General features: G+C 64.2%; 19 protein-coding genes and 1 pseudogene. 5 read left to right on the forward strand and 15 right to left on the reverse strand.

Annotated elements, in window-relative coordinates:
- Nucleotides 1–56: 56 nt before the first annotated feature.
- Nucleotides 57–746 carry a helix-turn-helix transcriptional regulator gene (locus AA0Z93_RS18295; protein WP_413047551.1) on the reverse strand — a complete coding sequence of 230 codons (690 nt, stop codon included), beginning with the start codon at nucleotides 744–746 and terminating at the stop codon, nucleotides 57–59.
- Nucleotides 747–816: 70 nt separating this feature from the next.
- Between AA0Z93_RS18295 and AA0Z93_RS18300 the strand changes: the two genes are divergently transcribed.
- Nucleotides 817–1182: a VOC family protein gene (locus AA0Z93_RS18300; RefSeq protein ID WP_413047550.1), complete on the forward strand. Its 366-nt coding sequence runs from the start codon at nucleotides 817–819 to the stop codon at nucleotides 1180–1182.
- A 361-nt stretch (nucleotides 1183–1543) separates the two neighbouring features.
- On the opposite strand, the gene AA0Z93_RS18305 is transcribed toward AA0Z93_RS18300, so the two are convergent.
- The gene (locus AA0Z93_RS18305) at nucleotides 1544–2422 is read right to left on the reverse strand and encodes a serine hydrolase domain-containing protein (RefSeq protein ID WP_413047549.1); all 879 of its coding nucleotides are present in this window, start codon (nucleotides 2420–2422) and stop codon (nucleotides 1544–1546) included.
- A gap of 560 nt (nucleotides 2423–2982) precedes the next feature.
- Between AA0Z93_RS18305 and AA0Z93_RS18310 the strand changes: the two are divergent.
- Together AA0Z93_RS18310 and bla are read left to right on the forward strand one after the other, a co-directional pair.
- A pseudogene (locus AA0Z93_RS18310) lies at nucleotides 2983–3177 on the forward strand (DUF3077 domain-containing protein); the annotation flags it as partial.
- A gap of 178 nt (nucleotides 3178–3355) precedes the next feature.
- The gene (bla, locus tag AA0Z93_RS18315; protein WP_413047548.1) at nucleotides 3356–4228 is read left to right on the forward strand and encodes a class A beta-lactamase; all 873 of its coding nucleotides are present in this window, start codon (nucleotides 3356–3358) and stop codon (nucleotides 4226–4228) included.
- A gap of 168 nt (nucleotides 4229–4396) precedes the next feature.
- Here the strand turns inward: bla and AA0Z93_RS18320 are convergent, their stop codons facing one another.
- The 5 genes from AA0Z93_RS18320 to AA0Z93_RS18340 form a co-directional block, all read right to left on the reverse strand.
- Nucleotides 4397–5392 carry an aldo/keto reductase gene (locus tag AA0Z93_RS18320; protein WP_413047547.1) on the reverse strand — a complete coding sequence of 332 codons (996 nt, stop codon included), beginning with the start codon at nucleotides 5390–5392 and terminating at the stop codon, nucleotides 4397–4399.
- Between the two features lie 118 nt (nucleotides 5393–5510).
- Nucleotides 5511–6362, reverse strand: a complete 852-nt coding sequence (locus tag AA0Z93_RS18325; RefSeq protein WP_413047546.1) for a LysR family transcriptional regulator — start codon at nucleotides 6360–6362, stop codon at nucleotides 5511–5513.
- 213 nt (nucleotides 6363–6575) lie between these two features.
- Nucleotides 6576–6800 carry a hypothetical protein gene (locus AA0Z93_RS18330; protein WP_413047545.1) on the reverse strand — a complete coding sequence of 75 codons (225 nt, stop codon included), beginning with the start codon at nucleotides 6798–6800 and terminating at the stop codon, nucleotides 6576–6578.
- A 75-nt stretch (nucleotides 6801–6875) separates the two neighbouring features.
- Nucleotides 6876–7607 (reverse strand): carbon-nitrogen hydrolase family protein, encoded by a 732-nt coding sequence (locus AA0Z93_RS18335; RefSeq protein ID WP_413047544.1) that lies wholly within the window; start codon nucleotides 7605–7607, stop codon nucleotides 6876–6878.
- Nucleotides 7608–8027: 420 nt separating this feature from the next.
- Nucleotides 8028–8183 (reverse strand): DUF2986 domain-containing protein, encoded by a 156-nt coding sequence (locus AA0Z93_RS18340; RefSeq protein ID WP_413047543.1) that lies wholly within the window; start codon nucleotides 8181–8183, stop codon nucleotides 8028–8030.
- 159 nt (nucleotides 8184–8342) lie between these two features.
- On the opposite strand from AA0Z93_RS18340, the gene AA0Z93_RS18345 reads away from it, so the two are divergent.
- On the forward strand, nucleotides 8343–10547 hold the full coding sequence (locus tag AA0Z93_RS18345; protein ID WP_413047542.1) for an OsmC domain/YcaO domain-containing protein: 2205 nt from the start codon (nucleotides 8343–8345) through the stop codon (nucleotides 10545–10547).
- A gap of 15 nt (nucleotides 10548–10562) precedes the next feature.
- The gene (locus AA0Z93_RS18350; protein WP_413047541.1) at nucleotides 10563–11099 is read left to right on the forward strand and encodes a histidine phosphatase family protein; all 537 of its coding nucleotides are present in this window, start codon (nucleotides 10563–10565) and stop codon (nucleotides 11097–11099) included.
- Nucleotides 11100–11147: 48 nt separating this feature from the next.
- On the opposite strand, the gene AA0Z93_RS18355 is transcribed toward AA0Z93_RS18350, so the two are convergent.
- The 8 genes from AA0Z93_RS18355 to AA0Z93_RS18390 form a co-directional block, all read right to left on the reverse strand.
- Nucleotides 11148–12407, reverse strand: a complete 1260-nt coding sequence (locus AA0Z93_RS18355; protein WP_413047540.1) for a hypothetical protein — start codon at nucleotides 12405–12407, stop codon at nucleotides 11148–11150.
- A gap of 338 nt (nucleotides 12408–12745) precedes the next feature.
- On the reverse strand, nucleotides 12746–13990 hold the full coding sequence (locus AA0Z93_RS18360) for a saccharopine dehydrogenase family protein (RefSeq protein ID WP_413047539.1): 1245 nt from the start codon (nucleotides 13988–13990) through the stop codon (nucleotides 12746–12748).
- Between the two features lie 30 nt (nucleotides 13991–14020).
- A complete protein-coding gene (locus AA0Z93_RS18365) occupies nucleotides 14021–15118 on the reverse strand; it encodes a carboxynorspermidine decarboxylase (protein WP_413047538.1) in 1098 nt (365 codons plus the stop codon).
- A gap of 318 nt (nucleotides 15119–15436) precedes the next feature.
- The gene (locus tag AA0Z93_RS18370; protein ID WP_413047537.1) at nucleotides 15437–16792 is read right to left on the reverse strand and encodes an OprD family porin; all 1356 of its coding nucleotides are present in this window, start codon (nucleotides 16790–16792) and stop codon (nucleotides 15437–15439) included.
- The gene (locus AA0Z93_RS18375) at nucleotides 16789–17229 is read right to left on the reverse strand and encodes a pseudoazurin (RefSeq protein WP_413047536.1); all 441 of its coding nucleotides are present in this window, start codon (nucleotides 17227–17229) and stop codon (nucleotides 16789–16791) included. Before AA0Z93_RS18375 ends, AA0Z93_RS18370 begins: the two co-directional genes overlap by 4 nt.
- Before the next feature lie 16 nt (nucleotides 17230–17245).
- Nucleotides 17246–18034 carry an ABC transporter ATP-binding protein gene (locus AA0Z93_RS18380; RefSeq protein WP_413047535.1) on the reverse strand — a complete coding sequence of 263 codons (789 nt, stop codon included), beginning with the start codon at nucleotides 18032–18034 and terminating at the stop codon, nucleotides 17246–17248.
- Nucleotides 18031–19050 carry a FecCD family ABC transporter permease gene (locus AA0Z93_RS18385; protein WP_413047534.1) on the reverse strand — a complete coding sequence of 340 codons (1020 nt, stop codon included), beginning with the start codon at nucleotides 19048–19050 and terminating at the stop codon, nucleotides 18031–18033. Before AA0Z93_RS18385 ends, AA0Z93_RS18380 begins: the two co-directional genes overlap by 4 nt.
- Nucleotides 19047–20054 (reverse strand): ABC transporter substrate-binding protein, encoded by a 1008-nt coding sequence (locus AA0Z93_RS18390; RefSeq protein WP_413047533.1) that lies wholly within the window; start codon nucleotides 20052–20054, stop codon nucleotides 19047–19049. The genes AA0Z93_RS18385 and AA0Z93_RS18390 overlap by 4 nt, the downstream gene beginning before the upstream one ends.
- Nucleotides 20055–20097: the final 43 nt, after the last annotated feature.

Genomic DNA, 20097 nt, shown 5'->3' on the forward strand with positions numbered 1-20097 from the left:
CGATCCGCTGGGTGTGCGGCGAATGCGGCTTGCGAACTTCAGCACCACTGCGAACTTCACGGCACTACATCCAGACGCGCGCTTCGCCATTTGGCCAACAGCCAACCCCCTTGGTTTTTGAAGTCAGCATCGAGGTGTGTCAGGGATTGAATACGATCAAGAAGGAAGTGCCTGAAGTCCCTGCGCGTTTCACACCACGCCGCCAGGACTTCCATCTCCTCGAAATATCCAATTCCCAGCGGCCAAACGGTACGTTCCGTCTCGACGGCTGTTTTACTCACATAGACCAAACGTACTTTCTTCTCCAGGCGTATGGCGTCGCGCAAGCACCTGGCGTCGAATCCATAGGCACCTCGAGATTGAGCGGATGCAGCGAACAAGGGCGTCTTCGACCATCCATCGGCAACGGCTGATGGCAACACCGCTTCTGCCTTCGACAATACATCGAGGGCTGCTTGGGCCAACGACGTGTCGGGTTGCCGGGCCACCCAACGCATGCCGAGCATCAGTGCATCGAGCTCTTGCTCGTTGAACATCAGCGGCGGGAGCACGAAGCCTGGACGGAGCGTATAGCCGATGCCGGCCTCACCCCGAATGTCGGCGCCTTGCGCCTGCAACGTGGCGATATCGCGATACACCGTGCGCAAACTGACCGACATCTCCTCCGCGAGCCGCTGTCCCGTCACAGGATGGCGGTGTGTGCGCAGGATTTGCAGGAGGGAAAGAAGTCGTTGTGTGCGAGTCATGCGTCGATGCTGACATTTTCTGTCAGTAGCGTCGAATAGCATCGGGCTTTCACCCTTCGAGGATACTTCCATGGCAAGCCCGAACTTGTTTCTGCTGTACGTTAAAGACCCTCAGAAAAGCGCCGCTTTTTATGAAAGGTTGCTTGACCGAAAACCGCAGTCGGTATTCCCCAGTTATGTGTCTTTCTTACTTGATGAGGGGACGGCTTTGGGTCTTTGGTCGACCGATGCCAAGGATTACAAAAGCGGCGGCAGCGGCCATCGCAGCGAAGTGGCGTTTTTGGTCGAGACGGAAAGGCAGGTGGAAGATCTGCATCAAAAGTGGGCGGCTGAAGGCGTGCGTATCGAGCAATCGCTTCACCGCGCAGTATTTGGCCTGACATTCGTGGCCCTCGATCCGGATGGCCATCGACTACGGGTGTGCATGCCTGATTGATCGGGGTCAGGGCAAGGGCAAGGGCTCGAAATACCGGTCATGCCTCGTTTCCCTGGTGCATGCCTGAGCGTGTTGAGCCGACGCGTGTGAAGGCTATGCGTCGGTTTTCGCTCATCTGTGTGCTCGCCGGGCGCCTGTCCAAGGATTGAAATGAACCGAGGGCAGTCTCGCTTTGGGCCCTATGCCAAATGATCGGTCGCTGAAACGTTCAGCGGCTGGGTATGGAAACCCGCGCAAGCATTCGGAAACCCTCTTCGAGGGCGGCTGTACGCGGGAGGCCCTGTATCCAAAGGGTTTCTGAATGCGCTCGGGTTTCCACCCCCGTGTACAGTAGTCACCCTACAGCGTCGTTACTATTGCGTTACTCGAACATGCGCAAGAGCCGCTCTACAGCGACAGTTTCGACAAGTCCTTCAGTGCTGCTCATTGCGTACACAGCACAACACGCTGACGCGTCGCCGACCGCTGCACGGTAAACCGCGATTGTGCTGCCGGGCCCTTGACCCGTGTGTCCGCACAGCCCAATCCCACCCTCTATCGAACCTTGCATCACTCCGAGCCCATAACCCGCCGTCTTCCAGGGACGTCCGTCTATGGGGCCGCTCAACATTCGTGCAGTGCGCATTTCCCCCATGAGCGCTTGAGGGAGAAGGCTACCGGCGAGGAGTCGATCCAAGAGCAGCGCGGCTTGTGACAGGGGGCCGATCAGTAGTCCGTGGTAGACCCAGGCCGGGTCATAATCCGGATTGGCGCCGAGAGGGCTGTTTCGCATCTCTTCACGCGTTTTCGCGAAACGTACGTTTGCGAGCCCCAATGGTGCCAGAGCGCGTCGCTCCACGGCTTCATCGAGCGTCAGCGCTGTCAGACGTTCGATGAGCCGGCCCACCAGCCAGTAGCCGACATTGGAATAGCGCCAACCTGCTCCAGGGGCGTACCTGAGCCGGGTGCCGTCCAAGCGCTGCATCATGTACTCGACCGGCCACGCGGACTCGCCGTTGGCGACAGCGGCATGGTAGTCCGGAAGCTCACCGTAGTCGGCGAGCCCTGCCTCGTGCCGCAGCAATTGCCGCAACGTGAAAAGCTCATCGGATACGGGGTCGTCCAAACCGATCAATCCGTCTCGCACGAGCGATAGCGCCGTTGCCGCCAGGACCGTTTTCGTGAAACTCCACCACGGTACGGTCGGCTCCGCTTGATCGGGTGCATGCAGTCGGCCACTGGAGACGAGCGAATAGAGCATTGGATTGTCGTGATAGGGCAGTAGGAGCCGACAAGATAACCCACCTTCAATGCATCTACATTTCCTACGTTAAGCTGGGCACATTCCTACGCCAGCCTGCTGTTCATCACCAGTCCTAGGAAATACCCTACGCAATCTGTCGACTCCCGTCTGATTGCCCACGGAACCCTTGCCCCCTAGGCTCTCTCGGTCGCTGAAACGTTCAGCGGCCGGGTGTGGAAACCCGCGCAAGCATTCAGAAATCGTCTTCAATGGCGGCTGTACGCGGGAGGCCTTGTGCCTACCGGGTTTCTGAATGCGCTCGGGTTTCCACCCCGTGTACAGCTGCCACCCAACGCGTGGAAACGGAAGGTGCAGCGTCCATTCTGCATTCAGGTGACCACATGAAGAAAATCGTCCCCGATCCGCCACGTTTTCCAGGCATCTCCTGCCTACGGAGTATGAACTGCTGCGGTCAGTTTTTTCAAACCGAGGGATTAGCCATGAATAATCCTCAGACCGGCCATCCCGCCATAGACTAGGACCTCCGTTCGACGCCAGCCATGACAGTTTTGCCGGCCTTTCGGCTAGCCTCCAGCGTACCCATCACCTGCGCACACGAGCATGTGTCCATCCTCCTGAGCTACATCACTCATCTGGTTGAGCAGGGCGATCTCGAAGACGACCACAAGCTGCTGGGCGCCGCGGCCTATTTGAGCGCATTGGCCAAAACCCTCATGGATGACGTCGAATTGACCGAGCTCCCTGCGCCTTAGCAGCAGCACACGTCGAATCGGGTCAGCGATGCCCGCCCATGAGCGAGGGTCTAAACCTGTGCGAATACTCGCAAAGCGCTGTCAGAAGCCTCGGCACGCATTGCGCCTGACGCCCTTGGCTTACCGATAGAAACCCACTAGCCTCCACGCTCCCATGTTTACAGTGGAAACCCTCGCCATGTCCTTCGCTTTCAAGCGCCGCGCCTTGCTGCAAGGCGCCTTGGCCGGTTCGACACTCCTGGCCTTACCCGCCTGGGCGACGCGCTCGATCGACACCCAGTTCGAGCGGCTCGAACGCACCCACGGCATCACCCTGGGCCTCTACGCCCTGGACACCGGCAGCGGCCGCCACCTGGCCTACCGCGCCGACCAGCGCTTCGCGCTGTGCAGCACCTTCAAGGTCATGCTCGCCGGTGCCGTGCTGCACCTGAGCCAGGAAAAGCCCGGCCTGCTCGCCCAGCGTATCCATTTCGATGCCAAGACGCTGGTGGTGTATTCGCCCATCACCCAGCAGCACGTCGATACCGGCATGACGGTCGCCGACCTCTGCGCTGCCGCCTTGCAGTACAGCGACAACACAGCAGCCAACTTGCTTCTGGAGGTGATCGGCGGGCCTGCCGCGCTCACCGCCTTCGCTCGGCGCATGGGCGACGGGGCGTTCCGCCTGGACCGCAACGAACCCGGCCTGAACAGCGCCTTGCCCGACGATCCCCGCGATACCAGTACGCCTCGAGCCATGGCGGTGAGCATGCAGCGCCTGGTACTCGGCGACGGCTTGGACGAACCGGCTCAGCAGCAATTGCAGACCTGGCTCAAGGGCAACACCACAGGCGCCAAGCGCATTCGCGCAGGTGTGCCAGCGGGTTGGACGGTCGGCGACAAGACCGGCTCGGGCGATTACGGCGTCGCGAACGACGTCGCCGTGATCTGGCCGCCGAACCGAGCGCCCTGGGTGCTGACGCTCTACACACGCGCCGCCGAACCGAAGTCCCTATGGCAGGATGCGGCGCTGGCGGAAGCGACGCGTGTGGTCGTAGGCGAACTGGGCTGAAGGGCTTGATGCCTGAGATGGCGATTCGCGGCGGCGGATACAAGGCGGTCCTTACGCCGCGAGCGGCGGCAGATGCGGTCTAAAGACCGCTTTGAATCGTCACACGAAGAGCAAACGAATGCCCGAACCGCGCAGGCGAACCGGCACCCGACAGGCCGCCCGGTTCCATCACTTGAACCCCGTCACCTTGTGCGGCACATACGGCGCTTCCAACCGCGCGATCTCCTCCGCCGTCAGCTTCAATGCCAGCGCCGCTATCGCATCGTCCAGCTGCGCCGGCTTCGACGCCCCGACGATCGGCGCCGAAACGCCAGGGGTGTTCAGCACCCAGGCCAACGCCACCTGCGCCATCGGCACACCACGCTCCAGCGCGACTTGCTCGACCACATCGATCACCTTGCCATCTTCCACTTCGCTGCCGGCGAAGAACGACGCGCCCGATTCGTCGCTGAGAATCCGCGCCGTCTGCTGTCCTTGGGGCCGGGTCAGACGGCCGCGAGCCATCGGGCTCCACGGCATCAGGCCGACGCCCTGGTCGCGGCACAGTGGGATCATTTCGCGCTCTTCCTCGCGGTACAGCAGGTTCAGGTAGTTCTGCATCGACACGAAACGGGTCCAGCCGTTGGCGGCGGCCGCTTGCTGGGCCTTGGCGAACTGCCAGGCGAACATCGACGAAGCGCCGATGTAACGTGCCTTGCCGGCTTTCACCACATCGTGCAGCGCTTCCATGGTCTCTTCGATGGGCGTGCGGTAGTCCCAGCGGTGGATCTGGTACAGGTCGACGTAGTCGGTGCCCAAGCGGCGCAGGCTGGCGTCGATGCCGTTGAAGATGGCCTTGCGCGACAGGCCCTGCTCGTTGGGGCGGGCGTCGCCTTGCCACATGTTGGCAGGGTAGAACACCTTGGTGGCGATCACTGTCTCGTCGCGGCGGGTGTAGGCCTTCAGCCATTTGCCGAGGATCTCCTCGGACGTGCCGGCCGAGTAGCTGTTGGCGGTATCGAAGAAGTTGATCCCCTGCTCGACGGCGTGGCGGATGATCGGCCCGCTGTCGGCCTCGCCCAGGGTCCAGGGGTGGGTGCCGGCGTCCGGTTCGCCGAAGGTCATGCAGCCCAGGCACAGCCGGGAGATGTCCAGACCGGTGTTGCCGAGTTTCACGTATTGCATGCGAGTCTCCTATTGCCGAGTGCCTGCCCAGTGGGGTGGGCGTGGAAGTGCTGACTAAGGTAACGGCGCAAAGCCCGTAGGGAAATTCCCTGTGCGCGCAGATTCGGTATGCAGAAATTCACAAGCGCAGAAGTGGCTGCAGGCAGCCCTGTACGAAGTCGATCACGGCCCGGATACGCGGGGTGTGGCGCGCGTCTTCATGCACCGCCAGCCAGATTTCGATACTCGTCGAGGCACCTGCGCGGCTGACCGGCTCCAGCTGATGCTCATCGGCCATGAATGCCGGCAGGCAGGCGATCCCGGCGCCACCGGCCGCTGCCTCGGCCTGGATGCGCAGGTCGTTGCTGTGCAACACGAAGGTGCCGTCGCCCGCTTGCTGGAGCAGCCAGCGTTGCTGCGGCGACTTGGCCTGGGACGCGTCGTAGCCGATGTATACCGGCGCTTGCCCGCTGCGCAGGTAGGCGGGGGCGGCGTACAGGCGGTATTCGAGGTGGCCCAGCAGTTGCGCCACCAGCGTAGGCTCGGTAGGGCGGGTAAGGCTGATGGCGAGGTCCGCTTCGCGGCGCGTCAGGGAGGCGCGGGACTTGCTGCCGACCAGCTTCAGCGTCAGCGCGGGGTAGCGTGCGAACAACTCGCCGCCACGCCGGGCGATCAGGCTGCCCAGCAGGGCAGGTGGGGCGCTGAGCACCACTTGGCCCTCGACCTGCGCCTGGCCGGCACTGGCGAAATGCTCCAGTGCGAAAGAGGTCGTGAGCATCTGCTGGGCGAAGGCCGCGACGCGCTGACCTTGCTCGGTGACCAGATATGTCCGCGCGCGGCGGTCGACCAGTTTGAGGTGCAGCGAGGCTTCCAGCGAAGCGATGCGCCGGGCCACGGTGGCGTGGTCGACGGCCAACGCCTTGGCGGCGGCCGACAGCGATCCGGCGCTGACGAAGGCGGAGAAATAACGCAGATCTTCCCAATCGAACATGAGGTGCCCTTGAACGGTGAGCGTCGAGGGTAGCGGATTGATCAGGTCAGGCAAGGGGGAGCATGAGAAGTGCGCTGAGGGCAAGGGGTCGAGAGGGCGCCGTGATACGACGCATCGTCAGGGAGGGTCGATGGTCGACGCAGAAACGACATTGGGGAGGGCACTACCGGCGCGCCGTGGGTCACACGGCACGCCGTCGACTCGGGCAGGCGCTTAGCGCGAGGTCTTGGACTCGACCTCGGCCAGACGCTCATTGATCTGGCGGGTCTGCTCTTCGAGCTCTTTGACTTCGGTCGGCGTGATGACCTTGTCGACGACCTTGGTGCGCGGGTCGCCTTGCTCGAGGACCGGGTCTGGGGAACCTTCACCTTTTTGCGCCTGCTCGGAGGAAATCGGACGTGGGACTTTGTCGGCTGGGTTCGAATCGGTGGGTTTCATGGCGTCTCCTCAAGGATCAGGTGTCTATACAGCAGAACGCGCACGGGCTTGAAAGTTTGATCGGATCGCGTGGAATCAAGCCAGGACGACCACCTCGGCCTGCCCGCTGGCCAAGTCGTAACACACCAGCGCTTCACCGTCGGTGCCAGCCTGACACAGCACCCTGCCATCGCCGTCCCACACGCCGGAACCGCCGGCGCACACGAAACCCTCGACCGGTCCGACAGCGTTTGCCATCACTACCGGCATGGCATGCCGTTGGGCAATCAGTGGATAGTGCCGCAACGACGCCTGCACGCCCTCTGCGGATTTCGCGACGCTGGCCAGATACACCTGGGCGCCCAGGTAGACCATGGCCTGAGCATGCTCAGGTTGCATCGACTCGAAGCAGATGGCGGGGGCCAACCGGTAGCCGCCTGTTTCGAGCAGCATTGGCCTGTCGCCAGGCATGAAGAAAGCCTCTTCGTCCGCATGCAGCCACTGCTTGGCGTAGCTGCGTCTGGGCTGATTGGGCTGAAAGATCACGAGGCTGATCTGCACCCCCGGTCCGTACCGGGTCGGCACCCCGATGGCGATCAACATCTGATGACGGTCGCTGGCGTGTTGGAACACCGTCAGCCGAGCATCGTCCAGGTGCATGGCCTGTTGCGCCGCCTGGCTCGGGGCGTATCCGGTCAACGACAGTTCAGGGAAAAACAACGCGGCGGTGCCAAGGGCTGCGGCGCGTTCGACCAAGTCCAGGTGGCGTGCGACGCCTTCGTGGAACGAGGTGAAGGTGCAAGCGGTCTGTGCGGCCACAATTTTCATGGTCAAGTTCCTGTAGGTGCGGTGTTCGCGGTCGAGCTTTTACCCGTTGTTTTCGTCGAAGCGCCAGCGCGCTGGCCTGGGTTTGGGGGGCTGCGTATGGGCTGCCGAGAGGTGCGGAGCGGCCATTGGGCCGGCACCGCCGGCCATCGCGGCTAAAGCCGCTCCTACATGGGATATGATTCCCATAGACGCCCCGGCTTCCCGGTGAACTGCCCTCAACCCCGTCGGGCGCGGCTGTGGATAAACGCGTATTGCTCCAGAATGAGCTGACCTGTAGGAGCGGCCGGCCGGCGCTCCGGTTTAGCCGCGATGGCCGGCAGCGCCGGCCCCATGACCCTGACCCAAGTCTCCCAGGATCGATGCAGGCTCCACGCCAGGTTCACTTGACGGCTCCGAGCTCATCACTGCTCCTGCGAGCGCTCAGTCCACCACCGGCTCCTGCTCGGCCTCGGCTTCGAGCCTGGCGCGGTCCGCCTTGCTGACGTACTTGGGCTTGCTGCTGCGTGGCGCCAGTTTGGCGCTGGCCTTCTTGGCGTTGGCCTTGAGCAGTTGGTTGATCTTCTTGCGACGGTTCATGACAGGCACTCGGTATCGGTGGGGCACGGGCACCCAGCGCTGTGTGCCTGGGAGGGTGGCAATCATAGCAAAAGCCATCGGCCCGCCGGGCAAGACTTCCCAGGCAAAAATCCGGATAATCGCCGCCACTTTTGTTCAGACGGTACCCGGTGCTCACCCATGGAAATCAAAGTCAACTTTCTCGACAACCTTCGCCTCGAAGCGAAGTTCGACGACTTCACGGTGATCGCCGACCAGCCGATCCGCTACAAGGGCGATGGTTCGGCGCCGGGCCCGTTCGACTACTTCCTCGCCTCTTCGGCGCTGTGCGCGGCGTACTTCGTCAAGCTCTACTGCCAGACCCGCGACATCCCCACGGAAAACATCCGCCTGTCGCAGAACAACATCGTCGACCCGGAAAACCGCTACCAGCAGATCTTCAAGATCCAGGTGGAGCTGCCGGCCGACATCTCCGAGAAAGACCGCCAGGGCATCTTGCGTTCGATCGACCGCTGCACGGTGAAGAAGGTGGTGCAGGCCGGCCCCGAGTTCGTCATCGAAGAGGTGGAGAACCTCGACGACAGTGCCCAGTCGCTGCTGATGCTCGACCCGAACTCCACTGCGCGCACGCTGATCCCCGGCAAGGACCTGCCGTTGGAGCAGACCATCGCCAACCTGTCCGGCCTGCTCGAAGGGCTGGGCATGAAGATCGAGATCGCCTCGTGGCGCAACATCGTGCCCAACGTCTGGTCGCTGCACCTGCGCGACGCCCAGTCGCCGATGTGCTTCACCAACGGCAAGGGCGCCACCAAAGAGGCGGCGTTGGCCTCGGCGTTGGGCGAATTCATCGAGCGGCTGAACTGCAACTTCTTCTACAACGACCAATTCTGGGGCGAAGAGCTGGCCAACGCGCCGTTCGTGCATTACCCGGACGAGCGCTGGTTCCAGCCTGGCGCCAACGATGAGCTGCCGGGCGAAATCTTCGACGCGCATTGCCTGGCCATCTACAACCCGGACGGCGAGCTGCACGGCTCGAACCTGATCGACACCAACTCGGGCAACGAAACCCGCGGCATCTGCTCGCTGCCGTTCGTGCGCCAGTCCGACGGCGAGGTGGTGTACTTCCCCTCGAACCTGATCGAAAACCTCTACCTGAGCAACGGCATGAGCGCCGGCAACACCTTGGCCGAAGCCCAGGTGCAGTGCCTGTCGGAAATCTTCGAGCGGGCGGTCAAGCGCGAAATCCTCGAAGGCGAGCTGTGCCTGCCGGACGTGCCCGAAGCGGTGCTGGCCAAGTACCCCGGCATCGTCGCCGGGATCAAGGGGCTGGAAGATCAAGGCTTCCCGGTGCTGGTCAAGGATGCGTCCCTGGGCGGCGAGTTCCCGGTCATGTGCGTGACCCTGATGAACCCGCGCACTGGCGGCGTGTTCGCGTCCTTCGGCGCGCACCCCAGCTTGGAAGTGGCGCTGGAGCGCAGCCTGACCGAATTGCTTCAGGGCCGCAGCTTCGAAGGCCTCAACGACTTGCCGGCACCGACCTTCGAAAGCCACGCGCTGACAGAGCCGAACAATTTCGTCGAGCATTTCATCGATTCCAGCGGCGTGGTGTCATGGCGCTTCTTCAGCGCCAAGCCCGACTACGACTTCGTCGAATGGGATTTCTCCGCTCACGGCGAAGACTCCAACGTCACAGAAGCCGCCACGCTGTTCGGCATCCTCGAAGCCCTCGGCCACGAAAGCTACATGGCGGTGTACGAGCACCTGGGCGCCAAGGCCTGCCGCATCCTGGTGCCGGGCTACTCGGAAATCTACCCGGTGGACGACCTGGTCTGGGACAACACCAACAAGGCGCTGTACTTCCGCGAAGACATCCTCAACCTGCACCGCCTGAGCGACCGCGAATTGAAGGCCCTGGTCGAGCGTCTGGAAAACAGCGAGTTGGACGAATACACCGAGATCAAGACGCTGATCGGCATCGAGTTCGACGACAACACGCCTTGGGGCCAGCTCACCGTGCTGGAGCTCAAGCTGCTGATCCACGTGGCCCTCAAGCAGTTCGATCCGGCCAAGGAACTGGTGGAGATGTTCCTGCAATACAACGACAACACCGTCGAGCGCGGCTTGTTCTACCAAGCGCTGAACGTGGTGTTGGAGATCGAGCTGGACAACGAGCTCGACCTCGGCGACTACGAAGACAACCTGCGCCGCATGTTCGGCCAGGCGCGCATGCAGGCGGTGCTGGGCTCGGTACGAGGCAACGTGCGCTTCCATGGCCTGACCCCGACCAGCATGAAGCTCGAAGGGCTGGAGCGGCATCAGCGCCTGCTCGAGAGCTACAAGAAGTTGCACGCGGCGCGGGCGAGGATGTCGGCTCAACAAGGCTGAGTCGAGACGTCGGCGGTGCAGGCCATCGAACTGACCTTGCTGTGCCACGCGGCAACCGAAGCGCAGCGGACAGGGCACTTCGCTCGACAGGACGATGCGCTGCGCGACATGCCCGCGCCGCGCTCGTGGCCGCCCGCGCTGCAATGCCTGGTCGCGCCGGAGCGCCGCACTGTGCAGACCGCCGCCGCATTGGGCTTGGCGGGTCAGGTAGACACGGCGTTAGCCGACATGGACATGGGGTGTTGGGGCGGGCGCTCGCTCAAGGACGTGCAGCTGACCGCACCCGAGGCGTTGCGAGACTGGCTGGACGACCCGCTGGCCGCACCCCATGGCGGCGAGTCGCTTCGGCAGGTGAGCGCCCGCGTCGGCGCCTGGCTCGATCGAGGTTTGCCACCTGGGCAGTGGCTGGCCGTGACCCACCCCTGGGTGATGCGCGCGGCCTTGCAACACGTGCTGGGCGGTGCGTTGGCGAAGGCGGGATGCATCGATGTCCTGCCCTTGGCTGAGCTGCGCATGAACTGGCACGGGTATTGGCGCCTGCGCGTCGATTGATCCGCAGCGCCCACACCTCGCGGCTGGTGTCGCTTCGCGAGGGCCTGGTCAAGCGATGTCGCCCTGCACGCATGGCAGTCGTGCCGAATCGGCGGTGCGCGGTGTGCAGGGGAGGGCTTGTGCATACAGGTTCAGGGGGCACTCCAGCCCGCCGTCGGCGTTGCCGAGCAGCCAACCATGCAACAGCCTGCTGTACACCGATCTGAGCGCCCCAGCCGTTTGCCGCGACCCACGCGGCGCCCAGTGCTCACCGATGGCGCGGCGACCCAGATGGTTGAGCTTGCCGGGTAGGGTGCCGACCACGTGTGTGGAATTGACGTTGCAGTGCTCGGCGAATTGCAGCGCGCCGCGCAGGGCGGTGTTGGCCAAATCCCAGATATGGCAGACCGAGAGGTGTTCGAGCAGGGTTTCGGCCACCGCCTGGCTGCGTTCGCGGGCGCGGAAGGCCAAGCCATGTTCGGCGCAGCGGCGTTCGATCTGCCCGTAGACTTCCTCCACGGCCAGACTGTGGATCAGCTGGGTCAGCTCCCGGTGCCATTCGGGCCTGGGGCCGCGGGCCAAGTCGCGATGCAAGTGTCGATAGACCTCGGTGAGGGTTGCCCGTTGCTGGCCGTCGAGGGTGATGTTGCAGATCCAGTGCACGCGCCCGAGCCGTGGTAGGGCGGGGTTGGGCAGGAAGGCTTCGAGCGGCGAGTGCGGGTCCACCAGCAGCAGGGTTTGCAGGCGTACGCTTTCGAACAGGGCCGTGTCCATGGTTTCGCTGGGGCTGAGCAGCAGGGCGCTCTGCCCCGGCTCGACGGGCTCGATACGGTCGCTCCACGCGCTGCCGCGCGCTTCGATGATGGCCATGAGCGTGAGTTTGCTGCCGATCCCAAGCGTGCAATAAGGCACCATCGGCTCGGAGCCTACCGCCCAATGGGCGAGGATCTGCTGGCGTAGGCGCGCTTGCTGGTCATGCCGGGCGTGATCGCGCTCCAGACTGCAAGGCGCGCAGATGCAATAGCGCTGCAGCCGGTTGTAGGCAGGAAAGAAATAGCGGTGCTGGCAGGTCAGGCAAAAAGCTTCGTTGACGCTGCGCGCCGGTTGCGACTTGCCGCGCCGACGGGTGTACAGCGGCCGTTCGCACCACGGGCACTCCAGGTCGGCGCAGGGCATGGGTGGAAAAGCCCTGATCAGGCTGCTGGCGGGTACATCGATGGCGTACTCGACGAGCAGTGCGGCGATGGGTTCTCCGGCCAGGTAACGCTGGTACAAGGTTTCGATGTCTTCAACAGCGAGGTGGCTGAGCTTGTGGTGGTGGTCCGTCAATGTCTGTTCCCCCTGGGTGCGAGGCGTTTGCACGCGTAGGGGAATGATGGAAGGGGGTAAGGAGAGGGGAAAAGCGCAAAGGCCAGAGGTTTTTCTCCGCCTCTTGTAGTCCTTTTCGGAAAATAGGCGAAGGAAGGGAGATTCATGTCAGGAACGCATTCAGCGCGGCTCGCGCTGGACGGCAGAGCGACCCGCCGATCTCACCGGGCCATCCTCTGCGTTGCCCGACGCTGGCGCAAAAAAACTGCCCGGAGCGTACCGGACATCGTCCGGCGCACCACGGGCAGTTTCGTTCCAGAAGGCTACGAGCCCACGCCATCGGGGCTCGCCGTTAGCCTTTAGACGGGCGCATCCCAAGCACGGTCGCCGTGCTCGTCCTTCACGCGGGTGGGCAGGCCCATCACGTCCAGCGCCTTGAGGAACGGCTCGGCCGGCAGTTCCTCGACGTTGACCATGCGCTGCACGTCCCACTCGCCGCGTGCGACCAGCAGCGCCGCTGCGACCGGCGGTACGCCCGCGGTGTAGGAAATGCCCTGGCTGTCGGTCTCGGCGAAGGCGTCCTCGTGGTCGGCCACGTTATAGATGAACACCTCGCGCGGTTGGCCGTCCTTGGTGCCTTTGACCAGATCGCCGATGCAGGTCTTGCCGGTATAGCCCGGGGCCAGCGAAGCGGGGTCGGGCAGCACGGCCTTGACCACTTTCAGCGGCACCACGTCGAGGCCTTCGGCGGTGCGTACCGGCTGCTCGGAGAGCAGACCCAGGTTTTTCAGCACGGTGAAGACGTTGATGTAGTGCTCGCCGAAGCTCATCCAGAAGCGCACGTTGGGCACGTCGAGGTTCTTCGACAGCGAGTGCACTTCATCGTGGCCCGTCAGGTACAGGTTCTGCTCGCCGACCACCGGCAGGTCGTCGGTGCGCTTGACCTCGAACATGCTGTTGCTGGTCCACTGGGCGTTCTGCCAGCTCCAGACCTGCCCGGTGAATTCGCGGAAGTTGATTTCCGGGTCGAAGTTGGTGGCGAAGTATTTGCCGTGCGAGCCGGCATTGACGTCGAGGATGTCGATCGAGTCGATGCGGTCGAAATACTGCTGCTGCGCGAGTTTCGCGTAGCTGTTGACCACACCCGGGTCGAAACCGACGCCGAGAATGGCCGTGATGTTCTTGTGTTGGCACTCTTCGGTGTGTTTCCACTCGTAGTTGCCGTACCAGGGCGGCGTTTCGCATACCTTGCCTGGTTCTTCGTGAATCGCGGTGTCCAGGTAGGCGACACCGGTATCGATGCAGGCACGCAGCACCGACATGTTGAGGAACGCGGAGCCGACGTTGATGACGATCTGCGATTGGGTCTCGCGAATCAGCGCTTTGGTCGCTTCGACGTCGAGTGCATTGAGCGAGAAGGCCTGGATGTCCGCGGGTACCTTGAGGCTCCCTTTGGCCTTGACGCTGTCGATGATGGCCTGGCATTTGGAGATGTTCCGTGACGCGATCGCAATACGACCAAGCTCGTCGTTATGCTGTGCGCACTTGTGGGCCACCACCTTGGCGACACCTCCTGCACCAATGATAAGAACGTTCTTCTTCAATTTATCTGTTGCTCCTTACTGAATGCCGTCTTAAGACAGGCTGGAAACGTAGTCGTCGAAACCGAACTCACGGACGACGTCGATGCTGCCATCGAGTTGCTTGACGACGATGGACGGCATCTTCAGACCGTTGAACCAGTTCTTCTTGACCATGGTGTAGCCGGCTGCGTCGACGAACGAGAGACGGTCGCCGATGGCCAGCGGCTTGGCGAACTGGTATTCGCCGAAGATGTCGCCGGCCAGGCACGATTTGCCGCAGATCATGTAGGTGTGCTCACCCTCGCTCGGCGCCAGCTTGGCGTTGAGGCGGTAGATCAGCAGGTCGAGCAGGTGCGCTTCGATGGAGCTGTCGACCACCGCCAGGTGCTTGCCGTTGTACAGCGTGTCGAGCACGGTGACTTCCAGCGAAGCGCTCTGGGTGATCGCTGCTTCGCCGGGTTCCAGATACACCTGCACGCCGTAGGTGTCGGAGAACGACTTCAAGCGCTTGCAGAAGGCATCGACGTCATAGCCTTCGCCGGTGAAGTGGATGCCGCCGCCCAGGCTGACCCATTGCACCTTGTGCAGCAGGTGGCCGAAGCGCTGTTCGATATGCGTGAGCATCTGGTCGAACAAGCCGAAATCGCCGTTCTCGCAGTTGTTGTGGAACATGAACCCGGAGATGTCGCCGATCACCGCTTCGATCTTTTCCGGGTCCCATTCGCCCAGGCGGCTGAAGGGGCGTGCCGGGTCGGCCAGCAGGTAGTCGGAGCTGCTGACCTGCGGATTGACGCGCAGGCCACGGGTCTTGCCGGCGGACTGCTCGGCGAAGCGCTGCAACTGACCGATGGAGTTGAAGATGATCTTGTCGCAGTTGGCGAGCATCTCTTCGATTTCGTCGTCGGCCCAGGCCACGCTGTAGGCATGGGTCTCACCGACGAATTTCTCCCGGCCGAGTTTGAGCTCGTACAGCGAGGACGAGGTGGTGCCGTCCATGTACTGCTGCATCAGGTCGAACACCGACCAGGTGGCGAAGCATTTGAGCGCCAGCAGCGCCTTGGCGCCGGACTGCTCGCGCACGTAGGCGATCTTCTCCATGTTGCTGAGCAGCTTGGTCTTGTCGATGAGGTAGTACGGCGTCTTGATCATGGAAAAGGCCTCCCGGCCCGGCCGGCCAAAAAAAGACACGCATTGTGCCTTCACTGGCCTCGGATCGAAAGGGCGCATGGCGCTTTTCGTCAGCTCGGGGCAGGTGGACCGTGCCGAGCGTTGGCCTTGCCGTCGTGGCGGGGCCGGTCGGGAGACTATCGCAGGGTGGTGTGACGTAATGATGGCAGGTGGTTTGGGTGGCAAATCTTGGGGAACACGATCGTGGGAAACCCCCTCATCGATGCGAGGAGGTTTCGTCGGTGTGGATGCGCATCCAGTTCCACACGTCTGGGGTAACTCGGCTGACCTTTTCCGCGCTCAGAAGCCGCCGCCCAGTGGGTACTCCACCGCCAACCGCACCTGGTTGCTGTCCAGTTCCGCCTGGGCGGTGTTACCGCGGTGCACGTCGTGGCGCAACGAGAAGGTCAGGCCTTTGGCCTGGCCCGACTGCACCACATAGCGCGCTTCCAGGTCGCGCTCCCAGTGCTTGCCGCCTTGGCCGTAGCCGAGGTAGGCATAGCCGCCGGCGGCGTCGACATGGCTGCCGTCGATGTCGAACCCGCGCACGTACAGTGCGCTCAGCAACAGGCCGGGCACGCCGACGCTGGACATGTCGAAGTCATAGCGCGCCTGCCAGGATTTTTCGTTGGGGGCGTTGAAGTCCGACAGTTGCACGGCGTTGGTCAGGTAGATGGCGCCGCGGCTGACGTAGTCGAACGGTGTGTCGCCGTGCACCTGTTGCCAGCCCAGGCTCAGGGTGTGGGCGTCCTGGCGGTAGCGCGAGATGAGGCTCCAGGTGGTGTTGTCGATGCGCCCGGACAGCGCCTTGCCGGTATCGCGGGTGCGGTACAGGTTCAAATCCAGGTTGAGGCTGCGGTGCGCGTCCAGTGCATGGCTGAAGGTGCTGCCCAGGTACTGCTGGTTCCAGGTGTCATCGTAATGCGAGGTGTAGAGGCTGGCGCCGAACGCGGCCGTAGGGTTCCAGACGGCGCCGGCCACATCGATGCTGTCGCCGCGCTTGCCGTTGGAGTAGTTGACCACCAGGCCCTTGCCGTGGCTCGACGCGTTGCGGTCGGCATCGTCGGTGAAGTGTCCGCCCACCAGCTTGAGGGTGTCGATCTCGTCGCTGGTCAGCCACCAGCCGGTGAAGGTCTCCGGCAGCAAGCGGCTGTCGGAGGCGCTGAACACCGGAGTCTTGAGGCGTTGTTCGCCGTAGCTCAGGACCGTGTTGGACACGCGCATCTTCAGCGCAGCGCCGGCACGGTCGAAGCTGCGTTGTGGATGACCGCCGTTGTCCAGCGCCAGCAAACGCGCCTTGCCGGCACGGCCGCCGCCACTGTCGAGCCTGACCCCGAGCAGGGCGTGGGCGTCGACACCGAAGCCCACCTGGCCCTGGGTGAAGCCCGAAACGAAGGTGCCGATCACCCCGTAACCCCATTCCTCGGCCAGGTCGCTGCGTGCGCTGCGCGGCTTGTAGGCGTTGCGCGCCGCGCCGTTGCGGCCGCCATTGTGGTAGTCGCGACGGTCGTAGACGCTGCGGTTGAGCAAGCTCCACCGGCTGTCTTCGACGAAGCCCTTGGCGGCCGATTGCGCCGATTCGTCGGATTCGGCGGCGGCCAGCGGTGCGATGCCGAGCAGCGGCACGAGCAGGGCGGCGCGGGTCAGATGGCTCATCGTCCGGCCTCCAGCTTCTCGCGCTGGGCCTGGAGCCGCGCAGCGGCGCGGGCCGGCAGATCGGTCGGCCATGGCACCGCGCCCAGGTCTGCATCGCCCACCTCGATCAGCATGACCATGCCCATGCCCAGGTGCGGAATGCATTGGATGCCATACAGCCCCGGCTCGCTGAAACGCTGCTCGGCGGCCTGGTTGAGCTTGCTCTTGAACGGCTCGGCGCCTTTGGGCCATAGCGCAGGCAGGCTGGCGGCGTTGTGGCTGGCGTGGGTGGGCACGAAACGCACGCTGTCGCCGGGGGCGATGTGCAGGTGGTCGGGCTCGTAGACCATGGCGCCGTCGGCGCCGCGGTTGAGCATCTTCACTTCATGGACCTCGGCCAGAGCCAGGGGGGCGAGCGTCAGGCCGGCGAGGCACACGGCAGCGGTGAATCGGAGCATGGGCGGGTTTCCAGCGTCAGGGCGTGCGCAAACGCAGGATGCGTGCGCCGTCGTAGGGGTCGGTGAGGTAGTGCGCGTGCACGCCGAAGGTGCTCAGCAGGCGCGCGGGGGTGAGCACGTCGAAGGGCGCGCCCAGGGCCACCAGGCGGCCTTGGTCGAGCACGGCCAGGCGGTCGCAGGTCAGGGCCTGGTTGAGGTCGTGCAAGGCCACCACGGTGCTGATCGGCAACGCCTGCACGCAGTGCAGCAGGCTCAGCTGGTGCTGGATGTCGAGGTGGTTGGTCGGCTCGTCGAGCAGCAGCACCTGCGGCCGCTGGGCCAGCGCGCGGGCGATGTGCACACGCTGGCGTTCGCCGCCTGACAGCGAGCCCCACACCCGTCGTTGCAGGTGCAGGGCATCGACGTCGCGCAATGCCTGCTCGACGATGGCGCGGTCGGTCTCGCCGAACGGCGCCAGCGCCGACAACCACGGCGTGCGGCCCAGGGCCACGGCCTCGAAGACGCTGATGGCGTCGTGGGTGTCGGCCTGTTGCTCGACCAGCGCCAGGGTTTGCGCCACGCGCCGTCGCGGCAATCGCGCAAGCGGCTCGCCCAGCAGCTGTACGCTGCCTTGGCTGGGCGCGCGCAACCCGGCCAGAAGCTTGAGCAAAGTGGACTTGCCCGAGCCGTTGGGGCCGACCACGCCGAGGGTTTCCCCTGGCAACAGTTGCAGGTCGATGCCTTGCAGCAAGGGCTGGCCACGTAGGCTCAGGCCCAGGCCCGCGCAGCACAGCGGGGCCAGGCGCACGGCCGCGAGATTGCTCATGAACGCCCCCGGCGGCTGACCAGAATCAAGGCGAACACCGGCGCGCCGATCAGCGCGGTGACCACACCCACCGGAATCACCTGCCCGGGCAGCAGGGTGCGCGAGAGGATGTCGGCGCAGATCAGGAACAGCGCCCCGCCCAAGGCACTGGCCGGCAGCAGCCGCGCATGCCCCGGCCCGAACAGCAGGCGCAGCGCATGGGGAATGACCAACCCCACGAAGCCGATGGCGCCGACGATCGACACCATCACCGCCGTGACCAGCGCCGCGCAGCTGATCAACAGCAGTTGCGTGCGGCGCACCGGCACCCCCAGCGAGGCCGCCGAATCGGTGCCGAAGGTGAAGGCATCGAGGCTGCGTCGGTGCCACAGGCACACCGCCAAACCCAGCAGCGCCACCGGCACCGCCAGGCCCACCGATGGCCAGCGCACCCCGCTGAGGTTGCCCAGCAGCCAGAACAGAATGCCGCGGGCCTGCTCGGCGGTGGCCGACTTGGTGATCAGGAAGGCGGTGATGGCATTGAACAGCTGCGACCCGGCGATGCCGGCCAGGATCACCTGCGCGTTGTTGTGCGCAGGGCCGGCCGCACGCGACAGCAGCAGCACCAGGGCGAAGGCCGCCAGGGCGCCGATGAAGGCCCCGGCCGACAGCGACAGCGCCGCGCCGCCGACGCCCAGCAAGCCCACCGCCACCGCGCCGGTGGACGCCCCGGCCGACAGCCCCAACAGATAGGGTTCGGCCAGGGCGTTGCGCAGCAGCGCTTGCAGGATCACGCCGCAGGTCGCCAGGCCCGCGCCGCAGGCCGCCGCCACCAGGGTGCGGGTCAGGCGGTAGTTCCAGACGATGCCGGCATCGATCGGGTCGACCGCGTAGCCGGCTTGCCAAAGGTGGTTGGCCAGCACCTGGTAGACCACCCGTGGCGCCACGCCGGTTTCGCCGATGCTGATGCCCGCCAGCAAGGCGGCGCCCAGCGCCAGCAGTGCCAGGACGCCGCCTGGTAGCAGTCGCTGGCTCACGGCGTCGTTTTACCGCTGGCGAATGCCTCGGACAGCGTCTCCAGGCCACGGAACAGGCGAATGCCGGCCTGCATGGCGTCGGCGTCGAGGATGATGATGCGACCCTGCTTGACCGCATCGAGATTCTTCGCCACCGGGTCGGTGCGCAGGAATTCGAGTTTCTTGCGGTAGTCGTCGGCCGGGAAGCGGCGACGGTCCATGCGCGCGATGATCAGCCAGGTGGGGTTGGCCTTGGCCAGGGTTTCCCAGCCGACGGTGGGCCATTCCTCCTGCGACTCCACCACGTTGCGCACACCGAGGGTTTGCAGCATGAAATCGGCTACCCCCTGGCGGCCGGCGACGTAAGGGTCGATGTCGAGGTCGGCGCTGGAGAACCAGAACAGCGCGCTGGTGCCCGACAGATCCTTGCCGGCCAGTCGCGCCCGGGCCCGTTCCAATTGCCCGCGCAGCTGGGCATTGAGCGCCTCGCCGCGCGCCTGCACATCGAAGATCTCGGCCAGTTGGCTGACGCTCTTGTAGATCGTGTCGACCTTGAACGGTTGCAGGCGGGTGCCGTCGGCGCCGACCAGGTTGTCCTTGCCTTCGCAGTCGGAGGGCAGCAGGTAGGTGGGAATGTCCAACTCGCGGAACTGCTCACGGGTGCCGACCACGCCTTGCTCGCCGACCATCCATTCGAACTGCGCGGTGACCAGTTGCGGACGTTTGCCGACCACCGCCTCGAAGCTCGGATCGTTGTCGGCCAGGCGCGGTACCTTGTCGTTCTGCGCCTTGAATTCGGGCAGCACGTCGTTGAACCACAGCGAGGTGCCGGCCAGACGTTCGCCCAGGCCCAAGGCGTAGAGGATCTCGGTGCCGGCCTGGCCGATGGTCACCGCACGTTGCGGCGCCTGGGCGAAGGTCTGCGGCATGCCGCAGTTGTCCACGGTCAGCGGGTAGTGCGTGGCGGCGGCCTGGGCGACACCCGAGAGGCCGAGGGCGGTGAGCAGGGCAGTGAGGCGAAGCATTGGAACGATCTCCTATCGTGGTGCAGCGGACCGCGTGCACGGA

It is taken from the genome of Pseudomonas phoenicis (genome assembly GCF_047302395.1).
In the GTDB taxonomy this organism is placed as follows: domain Bacteria; phylum Pseudomonadota; class Gammaproteobacteria; order Pseudomonadales; family Pseudomonadaceae; genus Aquipseudomonas.

What these genes read in the sequence shown, in the direction of transcription:
- AA0Z93_RS18300 (WP_413047550.1), top strand. Translation starts at nt 817, where the DNA reads ATGGCAAGCCCGAACTTGTTTCTGCTGTACGTTAAAGACCCTCAGAAA.
- AA0Z93_RS18365 (WP_413047538.1), bottom strand. Translation starts at nt 15,118, where the DNA reads ATGATCAAGACGCCGTACTACCTCATCGACAAGACCAAGCTGCTCAGC.
- AA0Z93_RS18370 (WP_413047537.1), bottom strand. Translation starts at nt 16,792, where the DNA reads ATGAGCCATCTGACCCGCGCCGCCCTGCTCGTGCCGCTGCTCGGCATC.
- AA0Z93_RS18335 (WP_413047544.1), bottom strand. Translation starts at nt 7,607, where the DNA reads ATGAAAATTGTGGCCGCACAGACCGCTTGCACCTTCACCTCGTTCCAC.
- AA0Z93_RS18325 (WP_413047546.1), bottom strand. Translation starts at nt 6,362, where the DNA reads ATGTTCGATTGGGAAGATCTGCGTTATTTCTCCGCCTTCGTCAGCGCC.
- AA0Z93_RS18345 (WP_413047542.1), top strand. Translation starts at nt 8,343, where the DNA reads ATGGAAATCAAAGTCAACTTTCTCGACAACCTTCGCCTCGAAGCGAAG.
- AA0Z93_RS18330 (WP_413047545.1), bottom strand. Translation starts at nt 6,800, where the DNA reads ATGAAACCCACCGATTCGAACCCAGCCGACAAAGTCCCACGTCCGATT.
- AA0Z93_RS18380 (WP_413047535.1), bottom strand. Translation starts at nt 18,034, where the DNA reads ATGAGCAATCTCGCGGCCGTGCGCCTGGCCCCGCTGTGCTGCGCGGGC.
- AA0Z93_RS18295 (WP_413047551.1), bottom strand. Translation starts at nt 746, where the DNA reads ATGACTCGCACACAACGACTTCTTTCCCTCCTGCAAATCCTGCGCACA.
- AA0Z93_RS18320 (WP_413047547.1), bottom strand. Translation starts at nt 5,392, where the DNA reads ATGCAATACGTGAAACTCGGCAACACCGGTCTGGACATCTCCCGGCTG.
- AA0Z93_RS18340 (WP_413047543.1), bottom strand. Translation starts at nt 8,183, where the DNA reads ATGAACCGTCGCAAGAAGATCAACCAACTGCTCAAGGCCAACGCCAAG.
- AA0Z93_RS18390 (WP_413047533.1), bottom strand. Translation starts at nt 20,054, where the DNA reads ATGCTTCGCCTCACTGCCCTGCTCACCGCCCTCGGCCTCTCGGGTGTC.
- AA0Z93_RS18305 (WP_413047549.1), bottom strand. Translation starts at nt 2,422, where the DNA reads ATGCTCTATTCGCTCGTCTCCAGTGGCCGACTGCATGCACCCGATCAA.
- AA0Z93_RS18375 (WP_413047536.1), bottom strand. Translation starts at nt 17,229, where the DNA reads ATGCTCCGATTCACCGCTGCCGTGTGCCTCGCCGGCCTGACGCTCGCC.
- bla (WP_413047548.1), top strand. Translation starts at nt 3,356, where the DNA reads ATGTCCTTCGCTTTCAAGCGCCGCGCCTTGCTGCAAGGCGCCTTGGCC.